General features: G+C 53.4%; 28 protein-coding genes and 2 pseudogenes. 16 read left to right on the top strand and 14 right to left on the bottom strand.

The features are described 5' to 3' along the window. Positions 1–11: 11 nt before the first annotated feature. Positions 12–614, top strand: a complete 603-nt coding sequence (gene gstA, locus OQV00_RS11445) for a glutathione transferase GstA (protein ID WP_065906604.1) — start codon at positions 12–14, stop codon at positions 612–614. Positions 615–660: 46 nt separating this feature from the next. Here gstA and pdxY read toward each other — a convergent pair whose 3' ends face one another. From pdxY to anmK, 5 genes are all read right to left on the bottom strand, one after another. Continuing rightward, a complete protein-coding gene (gene pdxY, locus OQV00_RS11440; protein ID WP_044349041.1) occupies positions 661–1,521 on the bottom strand; it encodes a pyridoxal kinase PdxY in 861 nt (286 codons plus the stop codon). A gap of 61 nt (positions 1,522–1,582) precedes the next feature. Next, entirely contained in the window at positions 1,583–2,857 is a 1,275-nt protein-coding gene (tyrS, locus tag OQV00_RS11435) for a tyrosine--tRNA ligase (RefSeq protein ID WP_004862674.1), read from the bottom strand. Between the two features lie 241 nt (positions 2,858–3,098). Beyond that, positions 3,099–3,755 (bottom strand): pyridoxamine 5'-phosphate oxidase, encoded by a 657-nt coding sequence (gene pdxH / locus OQV00_RS11430; RefSeq protein WP_015584201.1) that lies wholly within the window; start codon positions 3,753–3,755, stop codon positions 3,099–3,101. A 56-nt stretch (positions 3,756–3,811) separates the two neighbouring features. Then, the gene (gene mliC, locus OQV00_RS11425) at positions 3,812–4,135 is read right to left on the bottom strand and encodes a C-type lysozyme inhibitor (protein ID WP_015584200.1); all 324 of its coding nucleotides are present in this window, start codon (positions 4,133–4,135) and stop codon (positions 3,812–3,814) included. Positions 4,136–4,227: 92 nt separating this feature from the next. Then, entirely contained in the window at positions 4,228–5,352 is a 1,125-nt protein-coding gene (anmK, locus tag OQV00_RS11420; protein ID WP_032699676.1) for an anhydro-N-acetylmuramic acid kinase, read from the bottom strand. A 267-nt stretch (positions 5,353–5,619) separates the two neighbouring features. Between anmK and slyB the strand changes: the two genes are divergently transcribed. Both slyB and OQV00_RS11410 read left to right on the top strand, forming a co-directional pair. Continuing rightward, the gene (slyB, locus tag OQV00_RS11415) at positions 5,620–6,087 is read left to right on the top strand and encodes an outer membrane lipoprotein SlyB (RefSeq protein WP_004862684.1); all 468 of its coding nucleotides are present in this window, start codon (positions 5,620–5,622) and stop codon (positions 6,085–6,087) included. A 238-nt stretch (positions 6,088–6,325) separates the two neighbouring features. Further along, entirely contained in the window at positions 6,326–7,678 is a 1,353-nt protein-coding gene (locus OQV00_RS11410; RefSeq protein ID WP_266280355.1) for a sensor domain-containing diguanylate cyclase, read from the top strand. Positions 7,679–7,737: 59 nt separating this feature from the next. Here the strand turns inward: OQV00_RS11410 and slyA are convergent, their stop codons facing one another. Further along, entirely contained in the window at positions 7,738–8,178 is a 441-nt protein-coding gene (gene slyA, locus OQV00_RS11405; RefSeq protein WP_032687399.1) for a transcriptional regulator SlyA, read from the bottom strand. Between the two features lie 172 nt (positions 8,179–8,350). Between slyA and OQV00_RS11400 the strand changes: the two genes are divergently transcribed. The 3 genes from OQV00_RS11400 to OQV00_RS11390 are packed head-to-tail and all read left to right on the top strand — an operon-like array spanning position 8,351 to position 11,518. Then, positions 8,351–8,587 (top strand): DUF1656 domain-containing protein, encoded by a 237-nt coding sequence (locus OQV00_RS11400; protein WP_004862692.1) that lies wholly within the window; start codon positions 8,351–8,353, stop codon positions 8,585–8,587. A gap of 10 nt (positions 8,588–8,597) precedes the next feature. Continuing rightward, positions 8,598–9,494, top strand: coding sequence for an efflux RND transporter periplasmic adaptor subunit (locus OQV00_RS11395; RefSeq protein ID WP_266280354.1), 897 nt, complete (start codon positions 8,598–8,600; stop codon positions 9,492–9,494). Further along, entirely contained in the window at positions 9,494–11,518 is a 2,025-nt protein-coding gene (locus tag OQV00_RS11390; protein WP_004862698.1) for an FUSC family protein, read from the top strand. The genes OQV00_RS11395 and OQV00_RS11390 overlap by 1 nt, the downstream gene beginning before the upstream one ends. On the opposite strand, the gene sodC is transcribed toward OQV00_RS11390, so the two are convergent. From sodC to OQV00_RS11375, 3 genes are all read right to left on the bottom strand, one after another. After that, on the bottom strand, positions 11,511–12,032 hold the full coding sequence (sodC, locus tag OQV00_RS11385; protein ID WP_266280353.1) for a superoxide dismutase [Cu-Zn] SodC: 522 nt from the start codon (positions 12,030–12,032) through the stop codon (positions 11,511–11,513). The genes OQV00_RS11390 and sodC overlap by 8 nt on opposite strands. 71 nt (positions 12,033–12,103) lie before the next feature. Continuing rightward, a complete protein-coding gene (locus OQV00_RS11380; protein ID WP_004862703.1) occupies positions 12,104–13,000 on the bottom strand; it encodes an aldo/keto reductase in 897 nt (298 codons plus the stop codon). Between the two features lie 48 nt (positions 13,001–13,048). Further along, positions 13,049–13,288 (bottom strand): DUF1289 domain-containing protein, encoded by a 240-nt coding sequence (locus tag OQV00_RS11375; RefSeq protein WP_004862706.1) that lies wholly within the window; start codon positions 13,286–13,288, stop codon positions 13,049–13,051. 138 nt (positions 13,289–13,426) lie between these two features. Here OQV00_RS11375 and OQV00_RS11370 point away from each other — a divergent pair, with 138 nt between their 5' ends. The 4 genes from OQV00_RS11370 to rnt all read left to right on the top strand — a co-directional run bounded on the left by OQV00_RS11370 (position 13,427) and on the right by rnt (position 16,584). Then, positions 13,427–14,026, top strand: coding sequence for a TetR/AcrR family transcriptional regulator (locus tag OQV00_RS11370; protein WP_004862709.1), 600 nt, complete (start codon positions 13,427–13,429; stop codon positions 14,024–14,026). Positions 14,027–14,079: 53 nt separating this feature from the next. Further along, positions 14,080–15,177, top strand: a complete 1,098-nt coding sequence (gene nemA / locus OQV00_RS11365; RefSeq protein WP_004862710.1) for an alkene reductase — start codon at positions 14,080–14,082, stop codon at positions 15,175–15,177. Positions 15,178–15,423: 246 nt separating this feature from the next. Then, positions 15,424–15,831, top strand: a complete 408-nt coding sequence (gene gloA, locus OQV00_RS11360; RefSeq protein WP_004862713.1) for a lactoylglutathione lyase — start codon at positions 15,424–15,426, stop codon at positions 15,829–15,831. Positions 15,832–15,936: 105 nt separating this feature from the next. Then, positions 15,937–16,584: a ribonuclease T gene (rnt, locus tag OQV00_RS11355; RefSeq protein WP_004862716.1), complete on the top strand. Its 648-nt coding sequence runs from the start codon at positions 15,937–15,939 to the stop codon at positions 16,582–16,584. Positions 16,585–16,636: 52 nt separating this feature from the next. On the opposite strand, the gene grxD is transcribed toward rnt, so the two are convergent. Further along, on the bottom strand, positions 16,637–16,984 hold the full coding sequence (grxD, locus tag OQV00_RS11350) for a monothiol glutaredoxin 4 (RefSeq protein WP_004862717.1): 348 nt from the start codon (positions 16,982–16,984) through the stop codon (positions 16,637–16,639). Between the two features lie 829 nt (positions 16,985–17,813). Between grxD and OQV00_RS27080 the strand changes: the two genes are divergently transcribed. Both OQV00_RS27080 and OQV00_RS11340 read left to right on the top strand, forming a co-directional pair. Further along, entirely contained in the window at positions 17,814–18,509 is a 696-nt protein-coding gene (locus OQV00_RS27080) for a hypothetical protein (RefSeq protein ID WP_140392657.1), read from the top strand. A gap of 116 nt (positions 18,510–18,625) precedes the next feature. After that, complete coding sequence (locus OQV00_RS11340) at positions 18,626–19,252, top strand: colicin-like pore-forming protein (protein WP_086816402.1); 627 nt, start codon at positions 18,626–18,628, stop codon at positions 19,250–19,252. 578 nt (positions 19,253–19,830) lie between these two features. Here OQV00_RS11340 and OQV00_RS11335 read toward each other — a convergent pair. Next, positions 19,831–20,100, bottom strand: a pseudogene (locus OQV00_RS11335) (antitermination protein Q); the annotation flags it as partial. 141 nt (positions 20,101–20,241) lie between these two features. Between OQV00_RS11335 and OQV00_RS11330 the strand changes: the two are divergent. Beyond that, positions 20,242–20,424 (top strand): annotated as a pseudogene (locus OQV00_RS11330) (recombinase RecT); the annotation flags it as partial. Positions 20,425–20,687: 263 nt separating this feature from the next. Continuing rightward, positions 20,688–21,566 (top strand): C40 family peptidase, encoded by an 879-nt coding sequence (locus OQV00_RS11325; RefSeq protein ID WP_004862720.1) that lies wholly within the window; start codon positions 20,688–20,690, stop codon positions 21,564–21,566. Positions 21,567–21,604: 38 nt separating this feature from the next. Here the strand turns inward: OQV00_RS11325 and OQV00_RS11320 are convergent, their stop codons facing one another. Next, positions 21,605–22,096 carry a GNAT family N-acetyltransferase gene (locus OQV00_RS11320; protein ID WP_004862725.1) on the bottom strand — a complete coding sequence of 164 codons (492 nt, stop codon included), beginning with the start codon at positions 22,094–22,096 and terminating at the stop codon, positions 21,605–21,607. 299 nt (positions 22,097–22,395) lie between these two features. Between OQV00_RS11320 and sodB the strand changes: the two genes are divergently transcribed. Continuing rightward, positions 22,396–22,977 carry a superoxide dismutase [Fe] gene (gene sodB, locus OQV00_RS11315; protein ID WP_004862730.1) on the top strand — a complete coding sequence of 194 codons (582 nt, stop codon included), beginning with the start codon at positions 22,396–22,398 and terminating at the stop codon, positions 22,975–22,977. Between the two features lie 42 nt (positions 22,978–23,019). Here sodB and OQV00_RS11310 read toward each other — a convergent pair whose 3' ends face one another. Together OQV00_RS11310 and cydH are read right to left on the bottom strand one after the other, a co-directional pair. Beyond that, entirely contained in the window at positions 23,020–24,186 is a 1,167-nt protein-coding gene (locus tag OQV00_RS11310; protein ID WP_097358214.1) for an MFS transporter, read from the bottom strand. A 163-nt stretch (positions 24,187–24,349) separates the two neighbouring features. Then, positions 24,350–24,439: a cytochrome bd-I oxidase subunit CydH gene (cydH, locus tag OQV00_RS11305; protein ID WP_004862736.1), complete on the bottom strand. Its 90-nt coding sequence runs from the start codon at positions 24,437–24,439 to the stop codon at positions 24,350–24,352. 296 nt (positions 24,440–24,735) lie between these two features. On the opposite strand from cydH, the gene purR reads away from it, so the two are divergent. Next, complete coding sequence (gene purR / locus OQV00_RS11300; RefSeq protein WP_004862740.1) at positions 24,736–25,761, top strand: HTH-type transcriptional repressor PurR; 1,026 nt, start codon at positions 24,736–24,738, stop codon at positions 25,759–25,761. Positions 25,762–25,768: the final 7 nt, after the last annotated feature.

The following is a 25,768-nucleotide window of genomic DNA, read 5'->3' as shown; positions in this document are numbered from 1 at the left end:
AGGAGTTACTGATGAAACTGTTCTACAAACCCGGCGCCTGTTCCCTTGCATCACATATCGCCCTGCGCGAAAGCGGACTGGACTTCACCTTACAAGGCGTCGACCTGCAGAAGAAGCGCCTGGAAAACGGGGAGGATTATCTGCGGATCAACCCGAAGGGACAGGTTCCGGCGCTGCTACTTGACGACGAGATCCTGCTTACAGAAGGCGTCGCCATCATGCAATACATTGCCGATCGGGTGCCGGATCGCCAGCTGCTGGCGCCGGTGGGCACCATTGCGCGCTACCAGACACTGGAGTGGCTAAACTACGTCGCGACGGAGCTGCATAAAGGCTTTACGCCGCTATTCCGCCCGGACACGCCGGAAGATTACAAACCGATCGCGCGCGCTCAGCTGGAGAAGAAGCTGCATTACATTGATGAGTCACTGAAGGAGAAGCAGTGGCTGAGCGGGCATCGTTTCACCATCGCTGATGGCTACCTGTTTACCGTACTGCGCTGGGCGTGGGCCGTGAAGCTGGATATGACCGGTTACAGCAATATCGCGGCCTGGATGAAACACGTGGCCGCTCGTCCATCGGTGGCCGCGGCGCTGGCGGCGGAAGGAGTTTAATCCCCTGACATCCTCTGCCCGGCTGCGAGGCCGGGCAGTTCTTCGGTTACAGCTGCGTGGCGCTGAAGTAGTGCTCCGGCTGGGCAATACGATCCTGGGCGGCCACCACCTGCAGCTCGTACTCCTGCATATTTTTCGTGGCCAGCATAATTTCATACACTGCGGCGGTCACATGTTCCAGCGCATCGCGAAGCCGGGCCCCCTGCAGCAGTTTAACCAGCAGCAGTCCGCTGGTAACATCGCCGACGCCAACCGGCTGACGCAGACCAAAGTCCACCAGCGGGCGACTGATATGCCAGGCTTCATCAGCCGTCACCAGCAGCATTTCGAACCGGTCCATACTCAGCCCGGCGCGGGCAAGATGCTTAACCAGCACAATCTGCGGGCCCTGCGCAATCAGCTCGCGCGCGGCTAAGACGGCTTGCGCAACGTTCGCCACCGGATGACCGCAGAGGATTTCCAGCTCAATCAGGTTGGGGGCAATGATGTCGCTCGCCGGCAGCGCATGGCGGACGTGAAACTCCGCCACGCCGGGTGCGACGATGCAGCCTTTTTCAGGGTGTCCCATCACCGGGTCGCAGAAATATTTCGCCGCCGGATTGGCCGCTTTGACCTGACGCACGATACCGAGAATATGCTCTCCCTGTTCGGCGGAGCCCAGATAGCCACTCAGTACCGCATCACAGCGCTGCAGCTGATTAATATCAGCAATCCCCTGAACGATCTCGGTCAGATGCGCAGGCGGCATCACGCAACCGGTCCATTTCCCGTACTGCGTATGGTTGGAGAACTGAACGGTGTTAAGGGGCCAGACGTTTGCGCCAAGGCGGCGCATCGGAAACTCTGCGGCACTGTTGCCGGCGTGACCAAATACAACGTGGGACTGGATGGCGAGGATGTTCTTCATCTTGGATACCTGACAGCAAAAAATAAGGGGCGTGGTTTCCCACGCCCCTGCCTTTACGCAATTACTTCCAGCAGACCAGACAGTAATTTTTCTTACCGCGACGCAGTAAGGTGTAGCGACCAAACAGACGATCGCCGTCATTAAATACATATTCCGGGTCAGACTGTTTTTCACCGTTGATGGTGACGGCGTTGGAGGCGATTGTCTTACGCGCCTGGCCACGCGATGGCTGCAGCTCAGAATCCACCAGCGCCTGCATCAGGTCGGCGTCTTTTTCCAGTTCAATCATCGGCACGCCATCCTGCGCCAGCTGTTCGAAGTCGGCTTCGCTCAGGTCGCTCAGATTGCCGTTAAACAGGCTTTCGGTAATGCGTTTTGCCGCCACCAGCCCTTCTTCACCATGTACCAGACGAGTGACCTGTTCGGCCAGCACGTACTGCGCGCGCGGGGCCTTACCGCTGTTTTTATCTTCCTCTTCCAGCGCATTGATCTCGGCAATGTCCATAAAGGTGAAGAACTTCAGGAAGCGATAAACGTCAGCATCCGCGGTGTTGATCCAGAACTGGTAGAATTTGTACGGGCTGGTCTTTTTCGGATCCAGCCATACCGCGCCGCCTTCGGTCTTACCAAATTTGGTGCCATCGGCTTTGGTGATCAGCGGAACGGTCAGACCAAACACCTGGTTCTGGTGCAGACGACGGGTCAGGTCGATGCCGGAGGTGATATTGCCCCACTGATCGGAACCGCCAATCTGCAGCGCCACGCCATGCAGCTTGTTCAGACACGCGAAGTCGTAACCCTGCAGCAGGTTATAGGAGAACTCGGTAAATGAGATGCCCTGATCGTCGCGGTTCAGACGCTGCTTAACCGCTTCTTTGTTGATCATCTGGTTTACGGAGAAGTGCTTGCCGATATCACGCAGGAAGGTCAGCACGTTCATGCTGCCAAACCAGTCGTAGTTATTCGCGGCAATGGCCGAGTTGTCACCGCAATCAAAGTCGAGGAACGGCGCGACCTGTTTGCGAATTTTATCGACCCACTCCTGCACGGTATCTTCGGTGTTCAGTTTACGCTCGGCGGCTTTAAAGCTCGGGTCACCAATCAGACCGGTTGCTCCCCCCACCAGCGCCACAGGCTTATGGCCTGCCTGCTGAAAGCGTTTCAGGCATAACAATGGAACAAGATGCCCCAAATGCAAGCTGTCAGCGGTTGGATCGAAGCCGCAATAGAGCGCGATCGGGCCTTGCGCCAGTCGCTCTGCTAACGCTTCCTCGTCCGTCACCTGGGCTACCAGCCCCCGCTCTTGCAATTGTTTAATCAAGTTACTGCTTGCCATCAAATTCTCCATGTATAAACGACTGCACCTTTGCCGGTACACGACTTTTCGCCAGACGCGAAAAAAAACATCTATGCAAAATCATTCAAGCTGCCTCAAGGCGGCAAGTACGGAGACTTACGCAAGCAAACGACCGGAATAAGCCGGCACAGCCAACAAAGACGCAGCTTGAAAAATGAAGTCTATAGAATAAAGCGCCAGCCCATCCAGCACCAGCGCTTAACACAACAAATTTCAGGGATTACGGGGCCAGACGATCGATTTTCCATGCGCTGTTGTCGCGCTGGTATAAAAAACGATCGTGCAGACGGTGTTCACCGCCCTGCCAGAACTCCATCTGCTCAATATTCACGCGGAATCCGCCCCAGAAGCTCGGCAGCGGTACTTCGCCTTGCTGGAATTTCTGTTTCAGCTCCAGGAACTTACTTTCCAGGATGCCGCGGGCTGAGATGCGGGTTGACTGTTGCGAGACCCACGCGCCGATCTGGCTGTCGCGCGGGCGGCTGTGGAAATACTTCACCACTTCCAGCGTTGACAGGCGCTCCGCCTTGCCAGTCACCATCACCTGACGCTCCAGCATGTGCCACGGAAAAAGCAGACTCACGCGAGGATTGTTTTCGATCTGGTGGGCTTTGCGGCTTCCGAGGTTGGTATAAAACACCAGCCCTTTTTCGTCATAGTGCTTGAGCAGAACAATTCGCTGGTAAGGCTGACCGTTTTCGTCAACGGTCGCGACGACCATTGCCGTCGGGTCGGCCAGCCGGGCGTCGCAGGCTTGTCTGAGCCAACGCTCAAATAAAGTCAGCGGTTCAGCGGGAAGATCGCGGCGGCGAAGGCCGCCACGGGTATACTCTCGGCGCAGATGCGCGATTTGCTGCAATTCGTCGTTATCAGACATGGCAATTGAGAAAATAGTCATCGGGTGGCGTCATTGTGCGCCCCGGGGCGGAAATCTCAACGTTTGGGCGTCTGCAGCTGACAGTTTTCCAGCACAACGCGATCGCGCTTGTAAACGGTGGCGCTGTCGCCTTTCGACCAGAAGACATACACGCCGTCGGTGTAGCGCGCCCCTGATGCCGAAAGCCCCTGCGCCAGATTCAACTGCTGGTTGTCATAGATAAAGCTGGCAATCTGACGGGTATTGTTGATGTGCACGGTCAGCGGTTTCTGATCGCACTGATACTCCAGGGTATCCGTCTGCATCCGCTCCACAAACTGGTTATAGTAGCTACAGCCTGCGAGCATAAAGGGTACTACCGCGATAAGGATTTTTTTCATTCGTTTGCCTTCGACTTTCCCGGTCCAGGAGGGCAAATCGCCCCCCGTTAACTTCATCCAGTTTACCGGTTAATAAAAAATAGGTGTTTCAGTTAACTCTGATTCTGCGGTCGGTTTGCGGGGAAGATGGCCCCGAGCACAGTGGCTTCACAAGCGCCGGTGACCGACGGGAGATTACCGGGGAGGCCGGACATCGTCCGCCATGCCAGCCAGGCAAACGCCAGCGCTTCCATATCATCGCCGCTGATGCCAGCCGCATCGGTTGTGGAGACCTCCGTTCCCGGCAGCAGCGCTGCCAGCCGCGCCATCAGCAGCGGATTACACGCGCCGCCGCCGCACACCAGCAGACGTTCACAGCCGCCGCTCAGCAGCACCTGTTCCGCGATGGTCACCGCCGTCAGTTCTGCCAGCGTCGCCTGCACATCCTGCGGACGCAGCCCCTGGAAACGAGCCAGATGGCGCTCCAGCCAGCCGTAGTTGAAATATTCACGTCCGGTGCTTTTCGGCGCCGGGAGCGCAAACCACGGGTCGCTGAGCATATTTTGTAGCAGAGGTAGCAGCACCTTGCCTTCGCTGGCCCACTGCGCGTCTTTATCGTAGGGTTTACCACACTGACGCCAGATCCACGCATCCATCAGCATATTACCCGGCCCGGTATCATAGCCGCGGACCGGCACGCCCGGTGCCAACAGCGACAGGTTGGCAATCCCGCCGATATTGAGCACCATCCGCCGTTCTACGGGATGCGCCAACAGCGCATGGTGGAAAGCAGGAACCAGCGGTGCACCCTGACCGCCTAGCGCCATATCACGACGCCGAAAATCCCCTACCACCGTCACGCCGGTATGGGCCGCTATCTGGTTGTTATCCCCGATTTGCAGCGTATTCGGCGCTTCGCCAGTGGGTTCATGCCATACCGTTTGCCCATGACAACCGATAGCGACAATATCCGTCGGCTGCACATTCTCCTGGCGCATAAGGGCCAGCACGGCATCGGCAAATAAGCGCCCCAGACGCGTATCCAGCTGACCGAGCTGGGATAACGTCAGCGTTTGTCCCTGGCAGATAGCCAGAATATCCTCTTTTATTGCCACCGGAATGGGGTACGACAGACTGGCCTGCTGCGCCACTACGCTTTCGTTGATTGCCGCCAGAACCACATCAATGCCATCAAGGCTGGTTCCGGACATTACGCCGATAAAGTGACCTGATTTCATACGTCTTCCTTCATTCCATGACTCTCGTATACCTCACACTCCATCATAAAGAAGAGGGCAATGCTACGGCGCACTAACGTTTATTAACACTAAAGCGCGAAAGATTGCGCATTACGTAAAGAACTTATGTTTATGTTAAGTTGAAGAGGAACGGATTATTATTTTTTGTATAGTCCATGCCGGAGGTATGCCAGCCGACGATGAAATGCCATATAATTGAACGCATGGACGTTCAACAGAACACTATTCGGTGAAGGAGATTCATAAATGATTTTACGTGTTTTGGCTGTCTCGATGATTGGTTTATCGCTTGCAGGTTGCGTGAGCAGCAGCGGCCTCTCCGGAGACGTTTACTCCGCATCGGAAGCCAAACAGGTGCAAAGCGTCACCTACGGGACCATTGTTCATACCCGTGCAGTTCAGATCCAGAGCGGTGATGACAGCAATGCTATCGGTGCTATCGGTGGTGCGGTACTGGGGGGGTTCCTCGGTAATACCATCGGCGGCGGTACTGGCCGCTCTCTGGCAACCGCAGCAGGCGCAGTCGCCGGCGGCGTAGCCGGCCAGGGCGTACAGGGCGCAATGAACAAAACTCAGGGCGTTGAGCTGGAAATCCGTAAGGATGACGGCAATACCATCCTGGTCGTGCAGAAACAGGGTACCACGCCGTTCTCTGTCGGTCAGCGCGTGGCGATTGCCGGCAGCGGCAGCCAGGTTACCGTTTCCCCACGTTAAGTTTGAACCTCTCAGTGCGGTCTTTATGGCCGCCCTGCTTTTCCCTGTTGTTAATATAGCTACTCTCACCTGATAGTATGGTGCCCGGCATCGTTTTTAGAATCATCCAGTCATTTTCTAATAACCATTCAACATTTGCTTTCGCTCAACATTTATTATTTACCATATTGTATTATCGGTATGTCGCCCTGCCACAGCACCGCAGAATGGAAAAATATTTTTTGCAAGGATGTAATGCATGCTTATTAATAGAAAACGCTTAGTACTGCGAGTTTTTATCTATCTGAGTATCTGCGCTCTTATGATGGGGGCCATACATTTATTCTCCGCCTCAGCAATTAATCGTATACCTGCGTTTAATCCCTTACTCTTCCCCGTATTAACTATTTTATTATTAATACTCCACATCACAATTGCATGTTTTATGGTAATGAAATACTGGTGTGACAGAAAACGCTTGTACCTGATCGCTATCGCCTGCGCCTTCGCCGGTTCCTCTTCGTTGATGTTTGGGACACTCAGTAGCTATCCGGGCTGGTTCCTGTGTGACTCGGGACTTTATGCCAATGCAAACGATGCGCTGATCTTCTATACTTTCCGCAATATGATGATGATGGTACTGTTTATCACCGCGACCATTTTGTACGCCTTTCGTCATAGCGAGAAGCTCACCCGAAAAGCACATGTGCTTATTCTGACATTTTGCATTGGTTTCACAATAATTGTTATTACTCTGTCATGGTTGTATTCAAGTCATCATTCATTACTGACGGCAGCTTTAATTGACAATGACACGCTTATTCATTCCGAACTATGGCGAAATATCGTCGGCTGCCTGTTAGCCATTGGATGGTTAATAACACTGGTATTACTAATTTTCATCACTCAGCTGCGCAATATATTTTGGTTCAGCGGTTCCTTTTTTTGCAGTGCATATATCTTTACATTGCTTTTTCTGCTGCTTGCAAACGGCAGTTCAGAAAATGCGTGGTATCACGCTCGTTTCTTTGAAGTACTCAGTACGTTATTTATGTTCTTTATATTGTTGTACGATGTGTTTAGCCTTTATCGGGAATCCGAGGATAAATACGTGAACTCTTATCAAAACTCGATCCGTGATTCGCTGACCCGGTTGTACAATCGCAGCCACTTTTACGATACCCTCACCGCCCTGCTGCCGACGGTATCAGTCAGACAGCCGCTTTCCGTGGTCGTCTGCGACCTCGACTTTTTTAAACGCATTAACGATAACTACGGGCATATACAGGGTGATAGAGTCATCCAGTTTGCGGCGAATGTTTTACAGCAAAATATTCGTACGCAGGATACGGCTGCCCGAATCGGCGGCGAAGAGTTCGCTCTGCTGTTGGTCAATACGGGGCAGCAAGAGGCCCTGACAATAGCAGAACGTATCCGTCTTGCGATAAATGAACAGCAAGATGATCTTCCGGAAAGAATGACCATCAGCGCCGGGGTATTCACCACCACCGACGGAACGCTCAGTGCCGAGGAGTATGTGAAGCGAGCCGATGCCGCCATGTATGATGCCAAGAACAGTGGGCGCAATCAGGTGGTTGTCTGGCAGGAGTGAATAAATGGACAATCAAAAGCAATAAAAAAGGGCCTTGAATGCTCAGGGCCCTGAATAAATTAATCTTTTGCCTGAAGATCGAGGATATTTTGTTCCAGTTTACGGATTAAATTGAGCAGCGTAGCGACCTCTTCTGCCGACACACCAGACAGAATCTCATCTCGCGTCTTGCCGATCACTTCTTCCATTTCGTTGATCAGCGGCTCGGCTTTTTCCGTTAACCTGATTCGTTTCGCGCGCCGGTCGTTTGCACAAGTCTGGCGAGAAATAAGCCCTTTCTCTTCCAGCTGATCCAGCGTACGCACCAGTGAGGGTTGCTCGATACCAATAGCTTTCGCCAGTTGAATCTGCGACTGCTCAGGAGGCAGCTGATGAATATTGTGCAACGTGACCCAATGGGTCTGCGTTAACTCCAGAGGTTTCAGGCGATGGTCGATCAGCGCGCGCCAGACGCGCACTAAACGTGCCAGATCAGAACCCAGTGGCGATTCCAATTTCATCTCCTTATAATTAGCTTGCTAAGTTATTATACTGATTTTAGAATAGTGTGCAGCATTTGAATAATCAAAACAAATGAATTACCTGATACACCAAATTCAAAACAATGATTTACAATGTGTAATAGTAGCATGCTCTGAACATTCTCCCTGCAATGGCAAAGGATTTTTGCTTGTGAAACTGAGTCTTAACACTTCCGGATTGGCGCTCCAGGACCTGGTATTCGGTGCGTCAATTTACTTTCCCCCCTTGTTTAAAGCCGTATTGCTGGGATTTTTTATCTGGCTGGTTATTCACCGCCAGCTGCGAGACTGGATGTATGCCGGCGATATCTGGCATCCCTTGCTGATGGATCTGTCCCTGTTTGCACTTTCTGTGTGTCTGGCTCTGGTTTTACTGACTGCCTGGTAATGTTCACGACATGAAAAAACTCAAATACCTCTCGACCTTGTTGGTCGCCGCACTCGCTATCATTGCCGCCTGGCTGGTCTGGAACTATTACACGCAATCGCCGTGGACCCGGGATGGCAAAGTCCGCGCCGAACAGGTCAGCATTACGCCGCAGGTCTCTGGCAGCATCCTCCTGCTGAACGTACGCGATAACCAGCTGGTCAAAGCCGGCGACGTTCTGTTCAGGATCGATGACACCCCCTATCGTATTGCCGCTCTCAACGCCGAAGCGCAGCTCGCGAAAGCGCAAGCGGAAATGGCTAAAGCCAAAGCGGAGCAAACGAAAGCGGCCAGTGATGCCCGTCGTCGTCGTCATCTTTCGCAAGAGGCCATCTCCGCCGAAGATCTGGAAAGCGCCAATACCGCGCTGGACACCGCCACCACCAACCTTGAGGCCGCCAAAGCGGTGGTCGGCGTGGCGCAGGCCAGTCTGGAGCACGCGCAATGGCAGCTTGGCCAGACGGCCGTGAAATCGCCGGTAGATGGCTGGGTGACAAACTTAACGACCCGCGTGGGCGACTACGCCTCGGCAGGCCACCCGGTTTTCGCCCTTGTCGATAGCAATTCGTTTTATGTCATTGGTTATTTTGAAGAAACTAAGCTGCGCCATATTCGCGCTGGCGATAATGCGCAGATAGTGTTGTACAGCAGCAAACAAACGTTACAGGGTCACGTATCCAGTATCGGTCGCGCCATCGTCGACCAAAGCGTCGAAGGCGGGAACAACCTGGTTGCCAATATTAAACCGAATATCCCGTGGGTTCGTCTGGCCCAGCGCGTACCGGTGCGCATCGAACTCAACAGTTTGCCTGCGGATACGACGCTGGTTTCCGGGACCACCTGCACCGTCTCAATTGGCGAACCCTGATGAAACTGCAGGTCCCGTCATGGCGTGCTCTTCCCTGGGTTAAAGCCAGCCGTCCGCAATGGCGCTATGCCCTGCGTAACGGCATTGCGATGTGTCTCGCGCTGAGTATTGCCTACTGGCTGGATCTTGATGAGCCTTACTGGGCGATGACCTCTGCCGCCGTCGTCAGCTTCCCGACGGTGGGTGGCGTGATCAGTAAGAGCTTCGGGCGTATTGCCGGAAGCCTGCTCGGCGCCTGCGCCGCGCTACTGCTCGCCGGGCATACGCTAAACGACCCCTGGCTATTTTTATTCAGCATTTCGGCGTGGATTGCACTCTGCACCTGGGCCTGCGCGATGTATACCAACAACGTAGCCTACGCCTTCCAGCTCGCCGGCTATACCTGCGCCATTATCGCCTTTCCGGTTATCAACATTACCGACGCCAACGAGCTGTGGACTATCGCGCAGTCGCGAGTGTGCGAGGTTATCGTCGGTATCCTGTGCGGCGGGCTGATGATGATGATCATGCCCAGTACCTCGGATGGCACTGCGCTGCTGACGGCATTGAAAAATATGCATGCTCGTCTGCTTGAGCACGCCAGTCTGCTGTGGGTGCCGGAAACCACCGATGCCATTCGTACCGCCCACGAAAGCGTGATCGGGCAAATCCTGACCATGAACCTGCTGCGAATTCAGGCCTTCTGGAGTCATTACCGTTTTCGCCGTCAGAATCCGCTGCTGAACTATTTACTCCACCAGCAGCTGCGGCTGACCAGCGTAATCTCCAGCCTGCGCCGGATGTTAGTGAACTGGCCGGCCGCGCCGGCGCAGACCCGCGAAGTGCTGGAAACGCTGCTTACCGCGCTGGCTAATCCACGGGCCGATTTTTACGCTGTCGCACGGATAATCGCCCCGCTGGCGCCTCCCGCCGATGCCGACTATCGCCATCTCGCGTTCTGGAAGCGCCTGCGCTATTTCTGCCGCCTGTATCTGGACAGCAGTCGCTGGCTCCGCCGCGTGGAAAACGCCTCGGTAATCGCCGAATTTAATGTTCCTTCCGCCCCGGCGTTAGCGCGTCATACCGATCAGGCCGAAGCGTTGTGGAACGGTATCAGAACCTTCTGTGCGCTGGTTGCGGTGGGTGCCTGGGGTATCAGCACCCAATGGCAGTCCTGCGCCGCCGCGCTCACCCTGGCGGCGATTTGCTGCGTGCTTTATTCAGTCTCGCCTTCGCCGTTCAAATCGCTGAGCCTGCTGATGCGTACGCTGATATTGCTGTCGCTATTCAGCTTCGGGGTGAAGTTCGGTCTGATGGTGCAGATAACCGACCTGTGGCAGTTCCTGCTGTTCCTTTTCCCGCTGCTCACCACCATGCAACTGCTCAAACTGCAGATGCCAAAGCTGGCGGGTCTCTGGGGACAATTGATTGTGTTCATGGGGTCGTTTATTTCGGTGACCAACCCGCCGGTCTACGACTTTGCCTCGTTTCTCAACGACAATCTTGGAAAAATCATTGGCGTTGGCTTTGCCTGGCTTGCTTTTGCGGTGATCAGTCCCGGTTCCGATGCGCGCAAGAGCCGCCGGCACATAAAAGCGTTACGCCGTCACTTTGTCGACCAGCTGAGCCGCCGCCCTCAGCATAGCGAGCACGAGTTTGAATCGCTGGTCTACCATCACATCAGTCAGTTAAGTAACAGCCAGGATGCTCTCGCGCGCCGCTGGCTGCTGCGCTGGGGCGTGGTGCTGCTTAACTGTTCGCACGTGGTCTGGCAGCTTCGCGAGTGGGAAACCCGCTCTGACCCGCTCTCGCAGGTGCGGGATTTATGCATCAGTCTGCTCCGGGATGTCATGAGCGAGCGCGGCGTCCAGCAGCGTCCTCTGGCCTCAACCTTGCAGGAGCTACAGCGAATTTGCGATACCCTGAACCACCATCACCAGCCGGCGGCAAAAGAGCTGGCCGCCGTGATCTGGCGGCTGTATTGCGCCCTGTCTCAACTTGAGCAGGCACCTGAGGTCGGGACGATAACCGAAAGAGCTACTTAATCACCCCGCAGGCAAAACGTTCGCCGCCTCCGCCAAGGGGCTGCGGACTGTCGGACATATTGTCGCCACCCATGTGGACCATCAGGGCTTTTCCCCGTACCTCATCCAGCGTTTTAAGCCGCGGCGCCACCACCGGCCGGGTGGCTTTCCCGTCGCTGTTGACTACCAGTACCGGCAGGTCGCCCAGATGCCCGCGCCCCTCGGGCCCCTCATGTTTCCCGGTCTGTTGCGGGTCGTAATGTCCGCCGGCGGCACCGGCAGCGACGGCCTTACCCTCTTTTATCGCCGGCTGGCAGCTACCGTTAGCATGAATGTGAAAACCATGTCGACCCGGCGGTAGCGCTTTGAGATCTGGGGTAAATTCCAGCCCCTTTGCGGTCTCGCTGATTTTAACGCTGCCAATGGCCTGGCCCACGCTTTGGCGGGTAACAAGATTGAGATCCACGTTTTCGCTGGCCGCCTGCGCGCCCGCTGAGATCGCTAAAGTCAATATGGCGAGGATACATCGTTGCATAACACCTCCAGAATGGCTCTGTCCCTGATAAGTGTAAACCAGAGACGGCCATTGCGGAGGCGGTGGGAGGATTATGGTACGTCGTAGCCCAACGCGGCTTTGCGGATGCGGAACCACTGCTGACGAGACATATTCAGTTTTTCGGCCACCACGGCAGAGCGCACACGCTCAATTTTACCGGAGCCGATAATCGGCAACGGCTGCGACGGCAGACGCAGGATCCACGCATAAACCACCTGCTCAATGCTCTCAGCATTCAGCTCCTGAGCCACTTGCGCCAGCTCATCACGCAGCGGCTGGAAGCTTTCATCATTAAACAAGCGCCCGCCGCCGAGACAAGACCAGGCCATTGGCCGGATACGCAGCTGCTGCAGCTGATCCAGCGTACCATCCAGCAGCAGCGGCTGGTGTACCGGGGAGATTTCAACCTGGTTGGTGGCCAGCGTAAACGGCAGACGCGATTGCAGCAGCGTAAACTGCGCCGGCGTAAAGTTGGAGACGCCAAAGTGGCGAACTTTGCCGCTGTGATGCAGTGCGAGGAAGGCCTCCGCCACCTCATCCGCATTCATTAACGGATCCGGGCGGTGAATCAGCAGCAAATCAAGATGGTCGGTCGCCAGATTGCGCAAGGACTGCTCGGCACTTAAGACGATATGATCGCGGTCGGTGATATAGTGGCCGATGGTGTTTTCGGCGCGGGCTTTAGTGGCAATCCCACACTTGCTGACGATTTCCATGCGGCTACGCAGATGCGGAGCCTGCTTCAGCGCCTCGCCAAAGGCCGCTTCGCACTGATAATCACCGTAAATATCTGCGTGATCAACCGTAGTCACGCCCAGATCCAGGTGCTGCTCAATAAAGCTGACCCGCTCGTTCACGGACATATTCCAGTCCATCAAACGCCAGTAGCCCATCACAAAACGCGAGAATTCCGGCCCCTGTGGGGCCATAGCAATACGCTGAACCATAACAACGTCCTCAACAAAAAAGTGTGTTGAGTATACGCAATTTTGCCATTAAAACAGTGAAGGCTGCTGTGGTTCTTCCTCGGCCTGCGGTTTATTCGCGCGTAATTTGCGCAACAGACGCTGCCGGCACAGGCGCAGCACGTCTTGCTTCTGGACATCACTCATTGTTTGCCAGTGAAAACGCTCTTCGCGACTACGAAAGCAACCGCGACAAAATCCACGTTCGTCCGACTGACAAATTCCCCGGCATGGACTCTGTACCGGGAAAAACTCCAGCTGCTCTGCCACTCCACGCCTCCGGCGACTTCTCTGTGTCTTTTATTGAAGACGTTTCAACTCTGCTTCGCAACTTTTGTTGTTCAGCCTCTGCCCCAGGCGACTTTTTTTTGCTTGCATTAGACCAATCGGTCTATTACAGTGAGCGCCATGAACAAACATTGTGAATACGATACCCGCGAACATATTCTGCTGACCGGTGAACAGCTGTGCATGCACCGCGGTTTTACCGGAATGGGCCTGAGCGAGCTGCTGAAAATAGCGGAAGTGCCGAAAGGCTCTTTCTACCACTATTTTCGCTCTAAAGAAGCTTACGGCGTCGCGCTGCTTGAATATCACTATGCTGGCTATATCCGCCGCCTGGTTGACCATTTTGCTCACGGCGAAGGAACCTATCGCGACCGCCTGCTGGCTTATTACCAGCACACCCTGACGCAGTTTTGCCAGCAGGGTATTATCAGCGGTTGCCTGACGGTCAAGCTCTCCGCTGAAGTGTGCGATTTGTCTGAATCCATGCGTGAAGAGATGAACAAAGGCGCCAGCCAGATTATTACTTTACTGGGCGAAGCGCTGGAAAAGGGTCGCCAGGAAGGGAGCCTGACATTTGACGGCGATGCCTTTACCCTCTCCCAGGTGCTTTACTCCCTGTGGCTGGGAGCCAATTTGCAGGCCAAGATTACCCGCAGCGCAATGCCGCTGGAAAGCGCCCTTGCCCATGCCAAACAGATTATTGCAGCGCCTGGCGTTTAACAGGCGTTTTTATTTAACGAATTACAAGACGACCGGTCTACTCAGGAGTCATTATGTCCGAATCAAAACTGTTTTCTCCACTGAAAGTCGGTGCAATAACTGTACCTAACCGCGTATTTATGGCTCCGCTGACGCGTCTGCGCAGTATCGAACCCGGCGATATCCCGACGCCGTTAATGGCAGAGTACTATCGTCAACGTGCCAGCTCCGGACTGATCATCTCCGAAGCCACGCAGATTTCCGCCCAGGCGAAAGGCTACGCCGGCGCGCCTGGTCTGCACAGCCCGGAACAGATCGCGGCATGGCAGAAAATTACCGCCGGGGTTCACGCTGAACATGGCCGTATCGCCGTGCAGCTGTGGCATACCGGTCGTATTTCCCACAACTCCCTGCAGCCCGGCGGCGAAGCGCCGGTTGCGCCTTCTGCTATCAGCGCGGGCACCCGAACCTCCCTGCGCGATGAGCATGGCCACGCTATTCGCGTCGACACCTCCATGCCGCGTGCGCTGGAGCTCGATGAAATCCCGGGGATCGTCGATGATTTCCGTCAGGCGGTCGGCAATGCCCGCGATGCCGGCTTTGACCTTGTAGAGCTGCACTCTGCGCATGGCTACCTGCTGCATCAGTTCCTGTCTCCTTCTTCCAACCACCGTACCGATCAATACGGCGGCAGCGTTGAAAACCGCGCGCGTCTGGTACTGGAAGTTGTCGATGCCGTCAGCAAAGAGTGGAGCGCCGATCGTATCGGGATCCGCGTGTCGCCAATCGGCAGTTTCCAGAATGTCGATAATGGCCCGAACGAAGAAGCCGATGCGCTGTATCTGATTGAGGAACTCGCCAAACGCGGCATTGCCTATCTGCACATGTCCGAGCCGGACTGGGCCGGCGGCCAGCCGTACAGCGACGCATTCCGCCAAAAAGTACGCGATCGCTTCCCGGGTGCGATTATCGGCGCCGGCGCCTATACGGTAGAAAAAGCCAACGATCTGATCGGCAAAGGCTTAATTGATGCGGTCGCCTTCGGTCGTGACTATATCGCCAACCCCGATCTGGTCGCACGTCTGCAGCACAAGGCCGCGCTGAACCCGCAGCGCCCTGAAAGCTTCTACGGCGGCGGTGCGGAAGGCTATACCGACTACCCGACGTTATAATCCGGCCGGGTATGGCGACGTTTAGCCGCTATACTCGTATTCTGTCGCATCTGACTGCACGTCCTGGACGCACTCACGCCGTCGCGGATGCGATAAGAAAGATCGGCGTAAGGGCCGCCTGAAATGGCGGCCTTTTTACGATATAGTGCTCAGGGGTATGAAACGCCTTGTCCGTTTTGTTACGCTATTCAGACAATTGCACATACGGTCTCTGCTAAGGGGCTGTAAACAAGGAGTATAAAAACTATGCGCTTACTTCACACCATGCTGCGCGTTGGCGACCTGCAACGTTCTATCGAGTTTTACACCAACGTGCTGGGCATGAAGCTGCTGCGCACCAGCGAAAATACCGAGTACAAATACTCGCTGGCCTTCGTCGGCTACGGCGAGGAGAGCGATACGGCGGTTATCGAGCTGACTTACAACTGGGGCGTTGACAAATACGACCTCGGCAGCGCTTACGGTCATATCGCGCTGAGCGTGGATAACGCCGCCGAAGCCTGCGAGCGTATTCGCCAGAACGGCGGCAACGTCACCCGCGAAGCCGGTCCGGTGAAAGGCGGCACCACGGTGATCGCTTTCGTTGAAGATCCGGACGGTTACAAAATCGAGCTGATTGAAGAGAAAGATGCCGGCAAAGGTCTTGGCAACTAACCTGCTCCGGGCGCTTATCGGCGCCCGCGTTTTTCCCCTTCCTGCTGCAAGGCGCGGCAAAATTTGCCATAATGCGCGCTACTTTTTTCCAGTTAAGAGAATCAGATGTCCGAGAACGTTCAACTTAATGGTCTGTGCGACCGTTTTCGTGGTTTCTACCCCGTGGTAATTGATGTAGAAACCGCCGGGTTTAATGCTAAAACCGACGCCCTGCTTGAGATCGCCGCCATTACGTTGAAAATGGATGAGCAAGGCTGGTTAATGCCGGACGAGACATTGCATTTTCATGTTGAACCTTTCGAAGGCGCCAATCTGCAGCCTGAAGCGCTGGCCTTTAACGGCATCAATCCGAACGACCCCGAGCGCGGCGCGGTGCGCGAATACGACGCCCTGCACGCCATTTTTAAAATGGTCCGCAAGGGCATTAAGGAGCACGATTGTAATCGTGCCATCATGGTGGCGCACAACGCGACCTTCGATCTCACCTTTACGATGGCCGCCGCCGAACGCGCCGGACTCAAACGTAATCCGTTTCACCCGTTCGTGACGTTTGATACCGCGGCGCTGAGTGGACTGGCCCTCGGTCAGACGGTGCTGTCCAAAGCCTGCCTGGCCGCCGGTATGGCGTTTGATGGCACCAAGGCGCACTCTGCGCTGTACGATACCGAGCAGACGGCGCAGCTGTTTTGCGAAATCGTCAACCGCTGGAAACGTCTTGGCGGCTGGCCGTTACCGCTTGCCGGACAAGAGTAAGAGACAAAAAAAAGCGACTTCACAGGAAGTCGCTTTTTTACTGGCAGCAGACTTATTCAGCTTTCGGCTCGTCGGTCTTGTACTTTGCCGCCGTTTCTTTGATCAGCTGCTGCAGTTCGCCGCGCTGATACATTTCAATCACGATGTCGCAACCGCCAACCAGCTCGCCATCAACCCACAGCTGCGGGAAGGTCGGCCAGTTCGCATATTTCGGCAGTTCCGCGCGGATATCCGGGTTCTGCAGGATGTCAACGTAGGCAAAACGCTCGCCGCATGCAGACAGCGCCTGCACAGCCTGAGCGGAAAAACCGCAGCTTGGCAGTTTCGGAGACCCTTTCATGTACAGCAGGATCGGGTTTTCAGCGATTTGACGTTGGATTTTTTCTACAGTCGTGCTCATTGTCATGCTTCCTTAACTTCTATACGGCAGTAATTTGTCATTGTAGCGTCCTGAACGCAGGACAGATAATAACATTTTTTTCACTCATTATATTTTATCTTCTGTGGTCAGAAGTTGCCTTAAAAATATTACTTCACCAGCCAGCGCACCGTCCTGCTGCGCACTTTCCGTACAAGGCGGTCGATAACTGGCCTATTTTTTGCAATTGTTAATCAAACGACACTTTAGATAGAAAGTTGATTAAAAAACACACTGCAATTCACAACGTTACATCACAAATCCAGTTACTATTTATCTTTATCAATCATTTAAGACCATTTTGTGACCTGCCCACAGGCCCCTCTCCATGCCGTACCTCCTGGTTACGCCTATAATCCACCATCATCAAACAGGAGTGTCGTCCCGATACAGAGCGTTAACGGAAAAATTCACCACGTGAACGTCTCGCTTCCATCCCTCCCGCTCCTCGTTCCGGTTCGTTAAGGTTATGCGCCGGGATGGTGCTCCCTTCCCAATATCGATGCCAGGTTAAATCAGAGATCCGGACCTTTTTGCAGACTCCGGATAAATTCCTCCGTTGTCTGGTTATTCAGGGATTCATGAGGCTGTTCGCTGTTGGATTCCGTCAGCCAGCGCTCTGTGATTTCCCATCCGCATCTTCAGTGGATAGCCGCGGTTTGCCACGCTCCTGTCCAGGACCTTTATTTAGATAAAAAATAAACCTTAAGCACATAACTCCTGCTAATCGTATGAAAAATAACCTTGTCCAAAAATTAATCTTGTTATAGCTTTTGGTAAATTTAACCATAATTTTAAAAGGGATACAGATATGGCCTGGACTGGTTTTGGTGGAAGTTGGTCGAATGGCGTCCACAGTGGTGGAGATGACTCGGGTAGTATTGGTGGCAGTAGCGGAGGTATGCGTGCACCTTCACCGGCAGACATTGCTTCTCAATTCAATAGCTACGGTGGAACACAAATTACAGCTTCGCAGGTTTCTAATATACAAAGTGATGGTTCCGGGGGTTATACCGCCAGTATTCAGGGTGAAAATAACACCGTATCATCTGGAACTGGTAGTCGAACATCGAACACTGTTGGCGGATTCTCAGGTGTTTTAACTTCATCAGCAAAAGGAAACAATAGCAGTAGTTCAACCAGTCCTAATGATTCCATTGCCCCCCAAGGATGGAGTATTAAGCCAGGAGAGTGGAGCAAATTGCCTGATGTATTCGATACAACAATTGATCAATTCAAATATAAAGTGAATCTTGATCAATTTGGTAAAACAGTTGCGGTCACACAAACAGCCCCCCGCCCCTACACTAAAGCTGAAAACTTAAAAGTCGCAGTTGCGAAATCACAGAATAAAAAACCAGGTGATTTATATCCAGAGCTTGATTTTTCAAAAGGAGAGCCAGAGCGGCAGGCCAGGGCAAAAAAGAAGCTGAAACATCCTGGAAAACCCTGCCGCCAAATATTAGGCTCTTCGATATTAATGTTGAGGGCTTTAGATATGCGGTAAAATTAAACGAGCCAGGAACGGTAACCTCAATCACTAAAACATCTGATCGTCCCTACACCAAAGCTGAAAATCTTAAGGTCGCGGTAGCAAAAGCAAATAATAAGACACCAGGCGAAATGTTCCCTGAGCTTAATTTTTCAAAAACAGATCCACAGAGAAAGCAAATAGCCTCACGAAGCGCACAAGATTTGTTCAGCTCTTTTCCAACGAATGCTATAAGCATAGCTTCTGATTTTTATAAAGCATTAACGGAAAAATTTGGTGATAAATTATTAAATGAGGCTAAGGTATTAGAATCAGCAGCAAAGGGTAAAAAATTACGTAATGCATCAGAAGCGATGGCTGCATTCGAAAAGTATAAAGATAACCTTAACAAGAAGTTTAACAAAGTTGACAGAATCGCTATAGCAAAAGCACTTGAGTCTATCGATAAAGCTGCTATGGCTGCACAGTTGCAGAAATTCAGTAAAATGTTTGGTGTTGTTGGCGAAGCAATAGCATGGGGGGCATTTATTAACGGAGTAGTGAAAGGTTTTCGTACGGGATCCTGGAACGACGCTATCATTGGTGGTGAAAAAATAGCCGCCACCAAATTGGCATCTCTCTTAGTTGTTACTGCATATGCTGCCATAGCCACAACACCAATCGGTATTATTGGCTTTTCTGCAATTCTGGCTATAACAGCTGCATTAATTACAGATAAAGCGCTTCAAGATTTAAATAAATTCATCCTTAGCATTTAATTCAACAAGCAAGAGGCTAACTATCTCTTGCTTGTTTTATAAATAAACAAAATAATCCCCAATGGCAGCGACAGAATTAAACACAGTGTGAGAACTCCATTATTCCAATATTTGAGAGGGATATCCCCTTTCTTAATTTCACGAAAGAAATTCGCAACAAATGGAAAAAACACGCTACTTATTATGCAATATAGAGCTAAGAGTATAGCTTCATTTGTATTGAGTTCTGAACGAGAGAAGACAATTGCACAAACAAGCGTGTAGAAGCATAGGCATAAAAACAAATCAGAGAAGTACTTGCTCATCATTATCCTCCGTTAATAACAGCATTACATGTTATACCCCGAAAATATTAACATATGTACTTTACTTGTAGCCAGACTTATCAAAAGTTGCTTGTTCAAGAAATTCTGCCTTGCCATCGGTTTCACAAAAAGCTGTAAAACTCCGACAAGGCAGAGTTTCTATTTTTCATTTCGTGTCGACGCAAAATTGCATAATGCAAAGCATCAGGACGATGTTATGCAAAGTCAGCAACACAGCCCCAAAAGGTATCTCTGATTATTCCGATCATATCGCTAAGTCGTTGCCTTCCCGAATACTGTAGACGCATGCTGTTCACCTTTGGACAGCGTATCCACCAACGGTCCAGGAGCGGGCATGTTATACCGTAGCAGACGATACAGTAGAGATGCCACTGCCAGAGCAACGTTCACATGTTTTGAAAACTGCGGCGCCGCGGTCTTTGGTTGCTTTACGCCCCGGCCTTCGCCTTTACTGCCGCAGCGGCATCTTGCACTTGTCATTCCCTTACTTTCGCAAGCTGCACAGACTGCCGGCGCAATCTCTGTTACTTCTGTCCACTTCTCGCGGTCAGACGGGCGAACAGTGCGGGTGGTACGGTAATGTCCGCCATCCATCGTGCCTCCGGGCTTTTGCTTTGGCAGCCATGCAGGCTTGCCAGAATCAGGCAACCGGACGTACCGGTTAAATCAGCCGATTGTATGGCGTTCGTCATGCAGGCGATGCAATGGGTATGAATCCTTATGCAGGGGCGCAGTGTACGTATCTGGTAAACGGTGTGCTGGGGAACGATGCGCCAGGACGCAGAGAATCACCGAGAAAAAAGCGGAAAAAATGGTAAATACACCAAAACTGAACGCGTCCACGGTAGGCATGAGTCAGGTATCATGACAGCAAAATATCGTGATGACAGGGGCGGGAGTGGAACAGGATTGAGGTCGGGTAATGAATTTGGTTTGAATGATTTTGAATTGACCTTTATAATGCATTGATTAAAAAAGGAAAATTTTCATATACACTTTAGATACAAAAGAGTATTAACTTTCCGGGTTTTTATGCTTTAGAATCGTTGGGTTTTGTCATTCACCGTCAGGTATGGGTACATATCTGTCATTAATCAGGGGATTGCTCAGTGGCGCGGCTAAACAAAATCGCGATTTCGCTCTGTGCATTACTGTTTACATCTATCTCATTTACACCACTGGCGCATGCTTCAGGGCATACGCACACCTCCGCCACGCCAAAAGCGCACGCGGCGAAAGGCACAACAGAACGTAAGAAAAAAGCCACCGCTCAGAAAACGAAGTCCACAACCAAAACCGCCAGCAAGAAAGCCTCAACGGCCACCCGCACCAGACACCCCACTCGCACCACCGCATCCAGCCAGACGGCGCTGAACCGTCAGGCCGCCGGCAGCAAAAAATGTGTTTTGCGTAAAGGGTATAAAAAGCAGTGTGCGAAAACGATCGCGCCGGCCGCCGAACCGGCTCCGGTCATGGCCAGCGTGCAGAGCAAATGCGTCGTCCGCAAAGGCTATAAAAAACGTTGTAAAACAATCGCGGAAGAACCGCCGCTGACGCTGGCGGATGCGCACAAAGCCCGCGTGCAGAGAGCGCAAAGCACCGCGATGTCGAAGTTAATGGATCAGATTGGCAAACCGTATCGCTGGGGCGGAACCTCGCCGCGTACCGGTTTTGACTGCAGTGGGCTGGTCTACTACGCCTATAAGGATCTGGTAAAAATCCGCATTCCGCGCACCGCCAATGAGATGTATCACCTGCGCGATGCCCGTCCGGTCGATCGCGGCGAGCTGCAGAGCGGCGATCTGGTCTTCTTCCGCACCCGTGGGCGCGGCACCGCCGATCACGTCGGCGTTTACGTTGGCAACGGCAAGTTTATTCAGTCGCCGCGTACCGGCCGCGATATTCAGATCACCTCATTAAGCGAAGATTACTGGATTCGCCACTATGTCGGCGCACGCCGGGTGATGACCCCCAAAACCATTCGCTGAACCTGACCTGCCGCACCTGCGGCAGGTCAATTCCCCGGCTATAACGCCATGCTCATCTCATGCCAGGACATCCCGCCATGATCCGAGGCCGAAGGCCGCTCGTAGCGAAAGCCAAACCGCTCATACAGGGCCACGTGTCGGTCTTTGCACATCAGGTGAATGGCGCTCTTCTGCGCCTGTGCCATCTGCCGGATAAATCGCTCCATCAGGGCGGTCGAATACCCTTTTCCCTGGTGTTCAGGCGCAATGACTACAGACATAATCACTACATTCGGCGCGCGGGGATCGTGCCCGACCAGCTCCTTGAAGGCTTCATCCGACATAACGACTTCCCACGCGCACCCTGAGTTAATAAAGCCAATAACCTCTCCTTGCCGTTCCATGCAAAGAAATCCTTCCGGGTACTGCTGGATTCGGGTGGCAATCTTTTCACGGGTAGCCGCCTCATCCCCTTCATACGCGCTCGTTTCAATTTCAAAACAGCGTTCGACGTCGGCCAGGGTCGCCTGGCGATAGACTATGTTAGACAAAACAGACCTCTGCAAAATGGATTTTTCAGTAATCACTTTATATTTCAACAGCAACAGCGATCAACCGGCTCTGCTGAAATGCGCTGCCTTGCGCTCCGGCGAAGGCTTAACCAGGTACATTTGTTAAATATACCCTTTATCATTGCAAGGCTTTTAACTCCCTTCTGCAAGTGTTAGCATTCCGATCACAATAAAAACCTGTTGCACTCGCCCCGGCGAGGGACAGTACATGCTGTTGTGGATGGTCAAACATCCTTTGAATGTGAGCTAGAAAACAAGAAGTTATAAGGAGAGTAACAATGTCGTTTGAATTACCTGCATTACCGTATGCAAAAGACGCCCTGGCGCCGCACATTTCCGCAGAAACCCTGGAATACCACTACGGCAAACATCACCAGGCCTATGTCACCAACCTCAACAACCTGATCAAAGGCACCGCGTTTGAAGGTCAATCTTTAGAAGCGATCGTCCGCTCTTCTGAAGGCGGCATCTTTAACAATGCGGCCCAGGTCTGGAACCATACTTTCTACTGGAACTGCCTCGCACCGAATGCGGGCGGCGAGCCGGAAGGTGAGCTGGCAGCCGCCATCAATCAATCCTTCGGCAGCTTCGCAGAGTTCAAAGCGAAGTTTACCGACGCGGCAGCGAAGAACTTTGGTGCAGGCTGGACATGGCTGGTTAAAAATAGCGATGGCAGCCTGAGCATTGTCTCCACCAGCAACGCTGGCACGCCGCTGACCGGCGACGCCAAACCGCTGCTGACCGTGGATGTCTGGGAACATGCCTATTACATCGACTACCGCAACGCCCGTCCTGACTATCTGGCGCACTTCTGGGCGCTGGTAAACTGGAAGTTTGTGGCGGCCAACCTGGCGGCCTAAAACGCTAACGCAGAAGGGGAAACCCTTCTGCGAATACACCGACTACTGTCCGACCAACGCCTCTTCCGGCTGCGAACGCCCGCCGAACAGCACCAGCAGCAGCGCCACACCGGCAATTATCGCCCCCATCACCGGCACAAAGGCATAGCCCAGTCCGCCGGAAATCACCACGCCACCGGCTGCCGCCCCCAGCGCATTGCCGAGGTTAAAGGCCCCGATATTGACCGACGAAGAGAGCCCCGGCGCTTCATGAGCCACCCGCATCACCCGCATTTGCAGCGGTGGAACCACGGCGAAGGTCGCCGCCCCCCAGACCACCATACTGATTGCAGCCCCCAGCTGCGTCTGCGCCAGCAGCGGAATCGCCAGCATGATGACCATCAGCAGCAGCAGAAACCCTTTCAGCGTCCCGGAGACGGAACGGTCGGCGAATTTACCGCCGAGGTAGTTACCCAGCGAAAAGCCGACGCCAATCAACACCAGCATGGCGGTGACGAACAGCGGCGAGGCGTGCGTAATGGTGTGCAGCACCGGTGAAATATAGGTATAGAGGGTAAACATCGCGCCGGCCCCCAGCACGGTGGTCAGCAATGCGGAGAGCACCTGCGGACGAACCAGCACGGAGAGCTCCTGCTTTACGTTCGGACGCTCGCCAGCGCTGCCTTTGGGCAACGAAAACCACAGGCTGACCATCGCCACCAGCCCCAGACCTGCCGTCGCGAGGAACGACATACGCCAGCCGATGGTCTCGCCAAGCCATGTCGCCGCCGGAACGCCGCCAATGTTAGCGATGGTTAACCCCATGAACATGGTCGCCACCGCACTGGCCTGTTTGTGTTTTGGCACCACGCTCGCCGCCACCACCGAACCGAGGCCGAAGAAAGCGCCGTGGTTAAGGCTGGTGATAATGCGCGAAATCAGCAGCGTGGTGTAATCCGGCGCCATTGAGGAGAGGACGTTACCCAGCGTAAAGATCGCCATCAGAAAAATCAGCGCATTTCTGCGCGCGCGATGAGAGAGCAGCAAAGTCATCAGCGGCGCCCCGACCATCACGCCGATCGCATAAGCGCTGATCAGCATTCCCGCCGCCGGAATTGACACGTCGACGCCTTTGGCAATTACCGGCAGCAGCCCCATCGGGGAAAACTCCGTGGTGCCAATACCAAACGCGCCTATCGCCAGCGCTAACAAGGGAAAGTTGATTTTCATTCAATGACTCCAGCAGACCGTCATCGGCGACGGTATCTCATCAGAAGTCAAAAGCATGACATCAATCACAAAAAAACAAAAGTAAACGAAATGGCAAAAGATTTTTGCGAAATTGATAATAATGGCGGGATGTCGGGGGAGAGAGGCCTCTCCCCCGGATAAATCAGTGCAGCACCGCTGTCAGGCCGGCGGCCACGATGAGACCCAGGACAATAATCGTTGTCGTCAGCGAAAACTTTAAATCTGTATCCATCAATTTTTCCCCCCAGTTATCCCCACATGAAAAGTGAGCTTGCTCATTTTTGCACAATATAGCGCAAAAATCTTCCATGTTTTAGGGTGATGCACATTTTTGCTCTTCCCCTTTGCCGCAAGATCGGACAAAATCCCACGCTAATTTGAAAGCGTATCGGCCATTGACCCCTTCCTGTCGTTCTGTGTCGTTTTCCCGACGTGATGCAATGTTGAAAATTGTATTCAGGGTGTGTATAGGCAAACGTTTACGTATCGATAATCAGACGATCAGGTCAAGGTCTGGAGTGAGAAGTAATGGCAACAATTAAAGATGTAGCGAAGCGCGCAAACGTTTCCACTACAACAGTGTCACATGTAATTAACAAAACCCGTTTCGTGGCGGAAGAAACCCGCAACGCCGTGTGGGCGGCGATCAAAGAGCTGCACTACTCCCCCAGTGCCGTTGCTCGCAGCCTGAAGGTTAATCACACCAAATCGATTGGCCTGCTGGCCACCAGCAGCGAAGCGGCCTATTTCGCTGAGATTATTGAAGCCGTAGAAAAGAGCTGTTTCCAGAAAGGCTATACCCTGATTCTGGGCAATGCGTGGAACGATCTCGAAAAACAGCAGGCCTACCTGTCGATGATGGCGCAAAAGCGCGTCGACGGCCTGCTGGTTATGTGTTCTGAATATCCGGAATCGGTGCTCAGCATGCTGGAAGAGTACCGCCATATTCCGATGGTGGTAATGGACTGGGGTGAATCCAAAGCCGACTTCACCGATTCGGTCATCGATAACGCCTTCGAAGGCGGCTATATGGCCGGTCGCTATCTGGTGGAACGCGGCCACCGTGAAATCGGCGTGATCCCGGGTCCGCTGGAGCGTAATACCGGCGCCGGCCGCCTGGCGGGCTTTATGAAAGCCATGGAAGAAGCGCAGATCGCCGTTCCGGAAAGCTGGATTGTTCAGGGCGACTTCGAGCCTGAATCCGGCTACCGCGCCATGCAGCAGATCCTCAGCCAGCAGCATCGCCCGACAGCGGTCTTCTGCGGCGGCGACATCATGGCGATGGGCGCAATCTGTGCTGCGGATGAGATGGGACTGCGCGTGCCGCAGGACATTTCGCTGATCGGGTATGATAACGTGCGTAACGCCCGCTATTTTAGCCCGGCGCTGACCACCATCCACCAGCCGAAAGATTCGCTGGGGGAAGCGGCCTTCAATATGCTGATGGATCGTATCGTCAACAAGCGTGAAGAGTCGCAATCTATTGAGGTTCACCCGCGGCTGGTAGAGCGTCGCTCCGTCGTAGACGGCCCGTTCGTCGATTATCGTCGCTGATCGCCCG

The organism is Klebsiella sp. DY2415 (assembly GCF_026314315.1).
GTDB classification, from domain to species: domain Bacteria; phylum Pseudomonadota; class Gammaproteobacteria; order Enterobacterales; family Enterobacteriaceae; genus Klebsiella; species Klebsiella ornithinolytica.
The sequence above is the reverse complement of the archived record's forward strand: the minus strand, read 5'-3'. Positions and strand labels throughout refer to the sequence as shown.

What these genes read in the sequence shown, in the direction of transcription:
- sodC (WP_266280353.1), bottom strand. Translation starts at nt 12,032, where the DNA reads ATGCAACGATGTATCCTCGCCATATTGACTTTAGCGATCTCAGCGGGC.
- pdxY (WP_044349041.1), bottom strand. Translation starts at nt 1,521, where the DNA reads ATGAAGAACATCCTCGCCATCCAGTCCCACGTTGTATTTGGTCACGCC.
- OQV00_RS11410 (WP_266280355.1), top strand. Translation starts at nt 6,326, where the DNA reads ATGCTTATTAATAGAAAACGCTTAGTACTGCGAGTTTTTATCTATCTG.
- grxD (WP_004862717.1), bottom strand. Translation starts at nt 16,984, where the DNA reads ATGAGCACGACTGTAGAAAAAATCCAACGTCAAATCGCTGAAAACCCG.
- OQV00_RS27080 (WP_140392657.1), top strand. Translation starts at nt 17,814, where the DNA reads ATGGCCTGGACTGGTTTTGGTGGAAGTTGGTCGAATGGCGTCCACAGT.
- slyB (WP_004862684.1), top strand. Translation starts at nt 5,620, where the DNA reads ATGATTTTACGTGTTTTGGCTGTCTCGATGATTGGTTTATCGCTTGCA.
- tyrS (WP_004862674.1), bottom strand. Translation starts at nt 2,857, where the DNA reads ATGGCAAGCAGTAACTTGATTAAACAATTGCAAGAGCGGGGGCTGGTA.
- gloA (WP_004862713.1), top strand. Translation starts at nt 15,424, where the DNA reads ATGCGCTTACTTCACACCATGCTGCGCGTTGGCGACCTGCAACGTTCT.
- pdxH (WP_015584201.1), bottom strand. Translation starts at nt 3,755, where the DNA reads ATGTCTGATAACGACGAATTGCAGCAAATCGCGCATCTGCGCCGAGAG.
- anmK (WP_032699676.1), bottom strand. Translation starts at nt 5,352, where the DNA reads ATGAAATCAGGTCACTTTATCGGCGTAATGTCCGGAACCAGCCTTGAT.
- slyA (WP_032687399.1), bottom strand. Translation starts at nt 8,178, where the DNA reads ATGAAATTGGAATCGCCACTGGGTTCTGATCTGGCACGTTTAGTGCGC.
- OQV00_RS11380 (WP_004862703.1), bottom strand. Translation starts at nt 13,000, where the DNA reads ATGGTTCAGCGTATTGCTATGGCCCCACAGGGGCCGGAATTCTCGCGT.
- OQV00_RS11370 (WP_004862709.1), top strand. Translation starts at nt 13,427, where the DNA reads ATGAACAAACATTGTGAATACGATACCCGCGAACATATTCTGCTGACC.
- purR (WP_004862740.1), top strand. Translation starts at nt 24,736, where the DNA reads ATGGCAACAATTAAAGATGTAGCGAAGCGCGCAAACGTTTCCACTACA.
- OQV00_RS11395 (WP_266280354.1), top strand. Translation starts at nt 8,598, where the DNA reads ATGAAAAAACTCAAATACCTCTCGACCTTGTTGGTCGCCGCACTCGCT.
- OQV00_RS11340 (WP_086816402.1), top strand. Translation starts at nt 18,626, where the DNA reads ATGTTCCCTGAGCTTAATTTTTCAAAAACAGATCCACAGAGAAAGCAA.
- sodB (WP_004862730.1), top strand. Translation starts at nt 22,396, where the DNA reads ATGTCGTTTGAATTACCTGCATTACCGTATGCAAAAGACGCCCTGGCG.
- OQV00_RS11310 (WP_097358214.1), bottom strand. Translation starts at nt 24,186, where the DNA reads ATGAAAATCAACTTTCCCTTGTTAGCGCTGGCGATAGGCGCGTTTGGT.
- OQV00_RS11390 (WP_004862698.1), top strand. Translation starts at nt 9,494, where the DNA reads ATGAAACTGCAGGTCCCGTCATGGCGTGCTCTTCCCTGGGTTAAAGCC.
- cydH (WP_004862736.1), bottom strand. Translation starts at nt 24,439, where the DNA reads ATGGATACAGATTTAAAGTTTTCGCTGACGACAACGATTATTGTCCTG.
- nemA (WP_004862710.1), top strand. Translation starts at nt 14,080, where the DNA reads ATGTCCGAATCAAAACTGTTTTCTCCACTGAAAGTCGGTGCAATAACT.
- gstA (WP_065906604.1), top strand. Translation starts at nt 12, where the DNA reads ATGAAACTGTTCTACAAACCCGGCGCCTGTTCCCTTGCATCACATATC.
- rnt (WP_004862716.1), top strand. Translation starts at nt 15,937, where the DNA reads ATGTCCGAGAACGTTCAACTTAATGGTCTGTGCGACCGTTTTCGTGGT.
- mliC (WP_015584200.1), bottom strand. Translation starts at nt 4,135, where the DNA reads ATGAAAAAAATCCTTATCGCGGTAGTACCCTTTATGCTCGCAGGCTGT.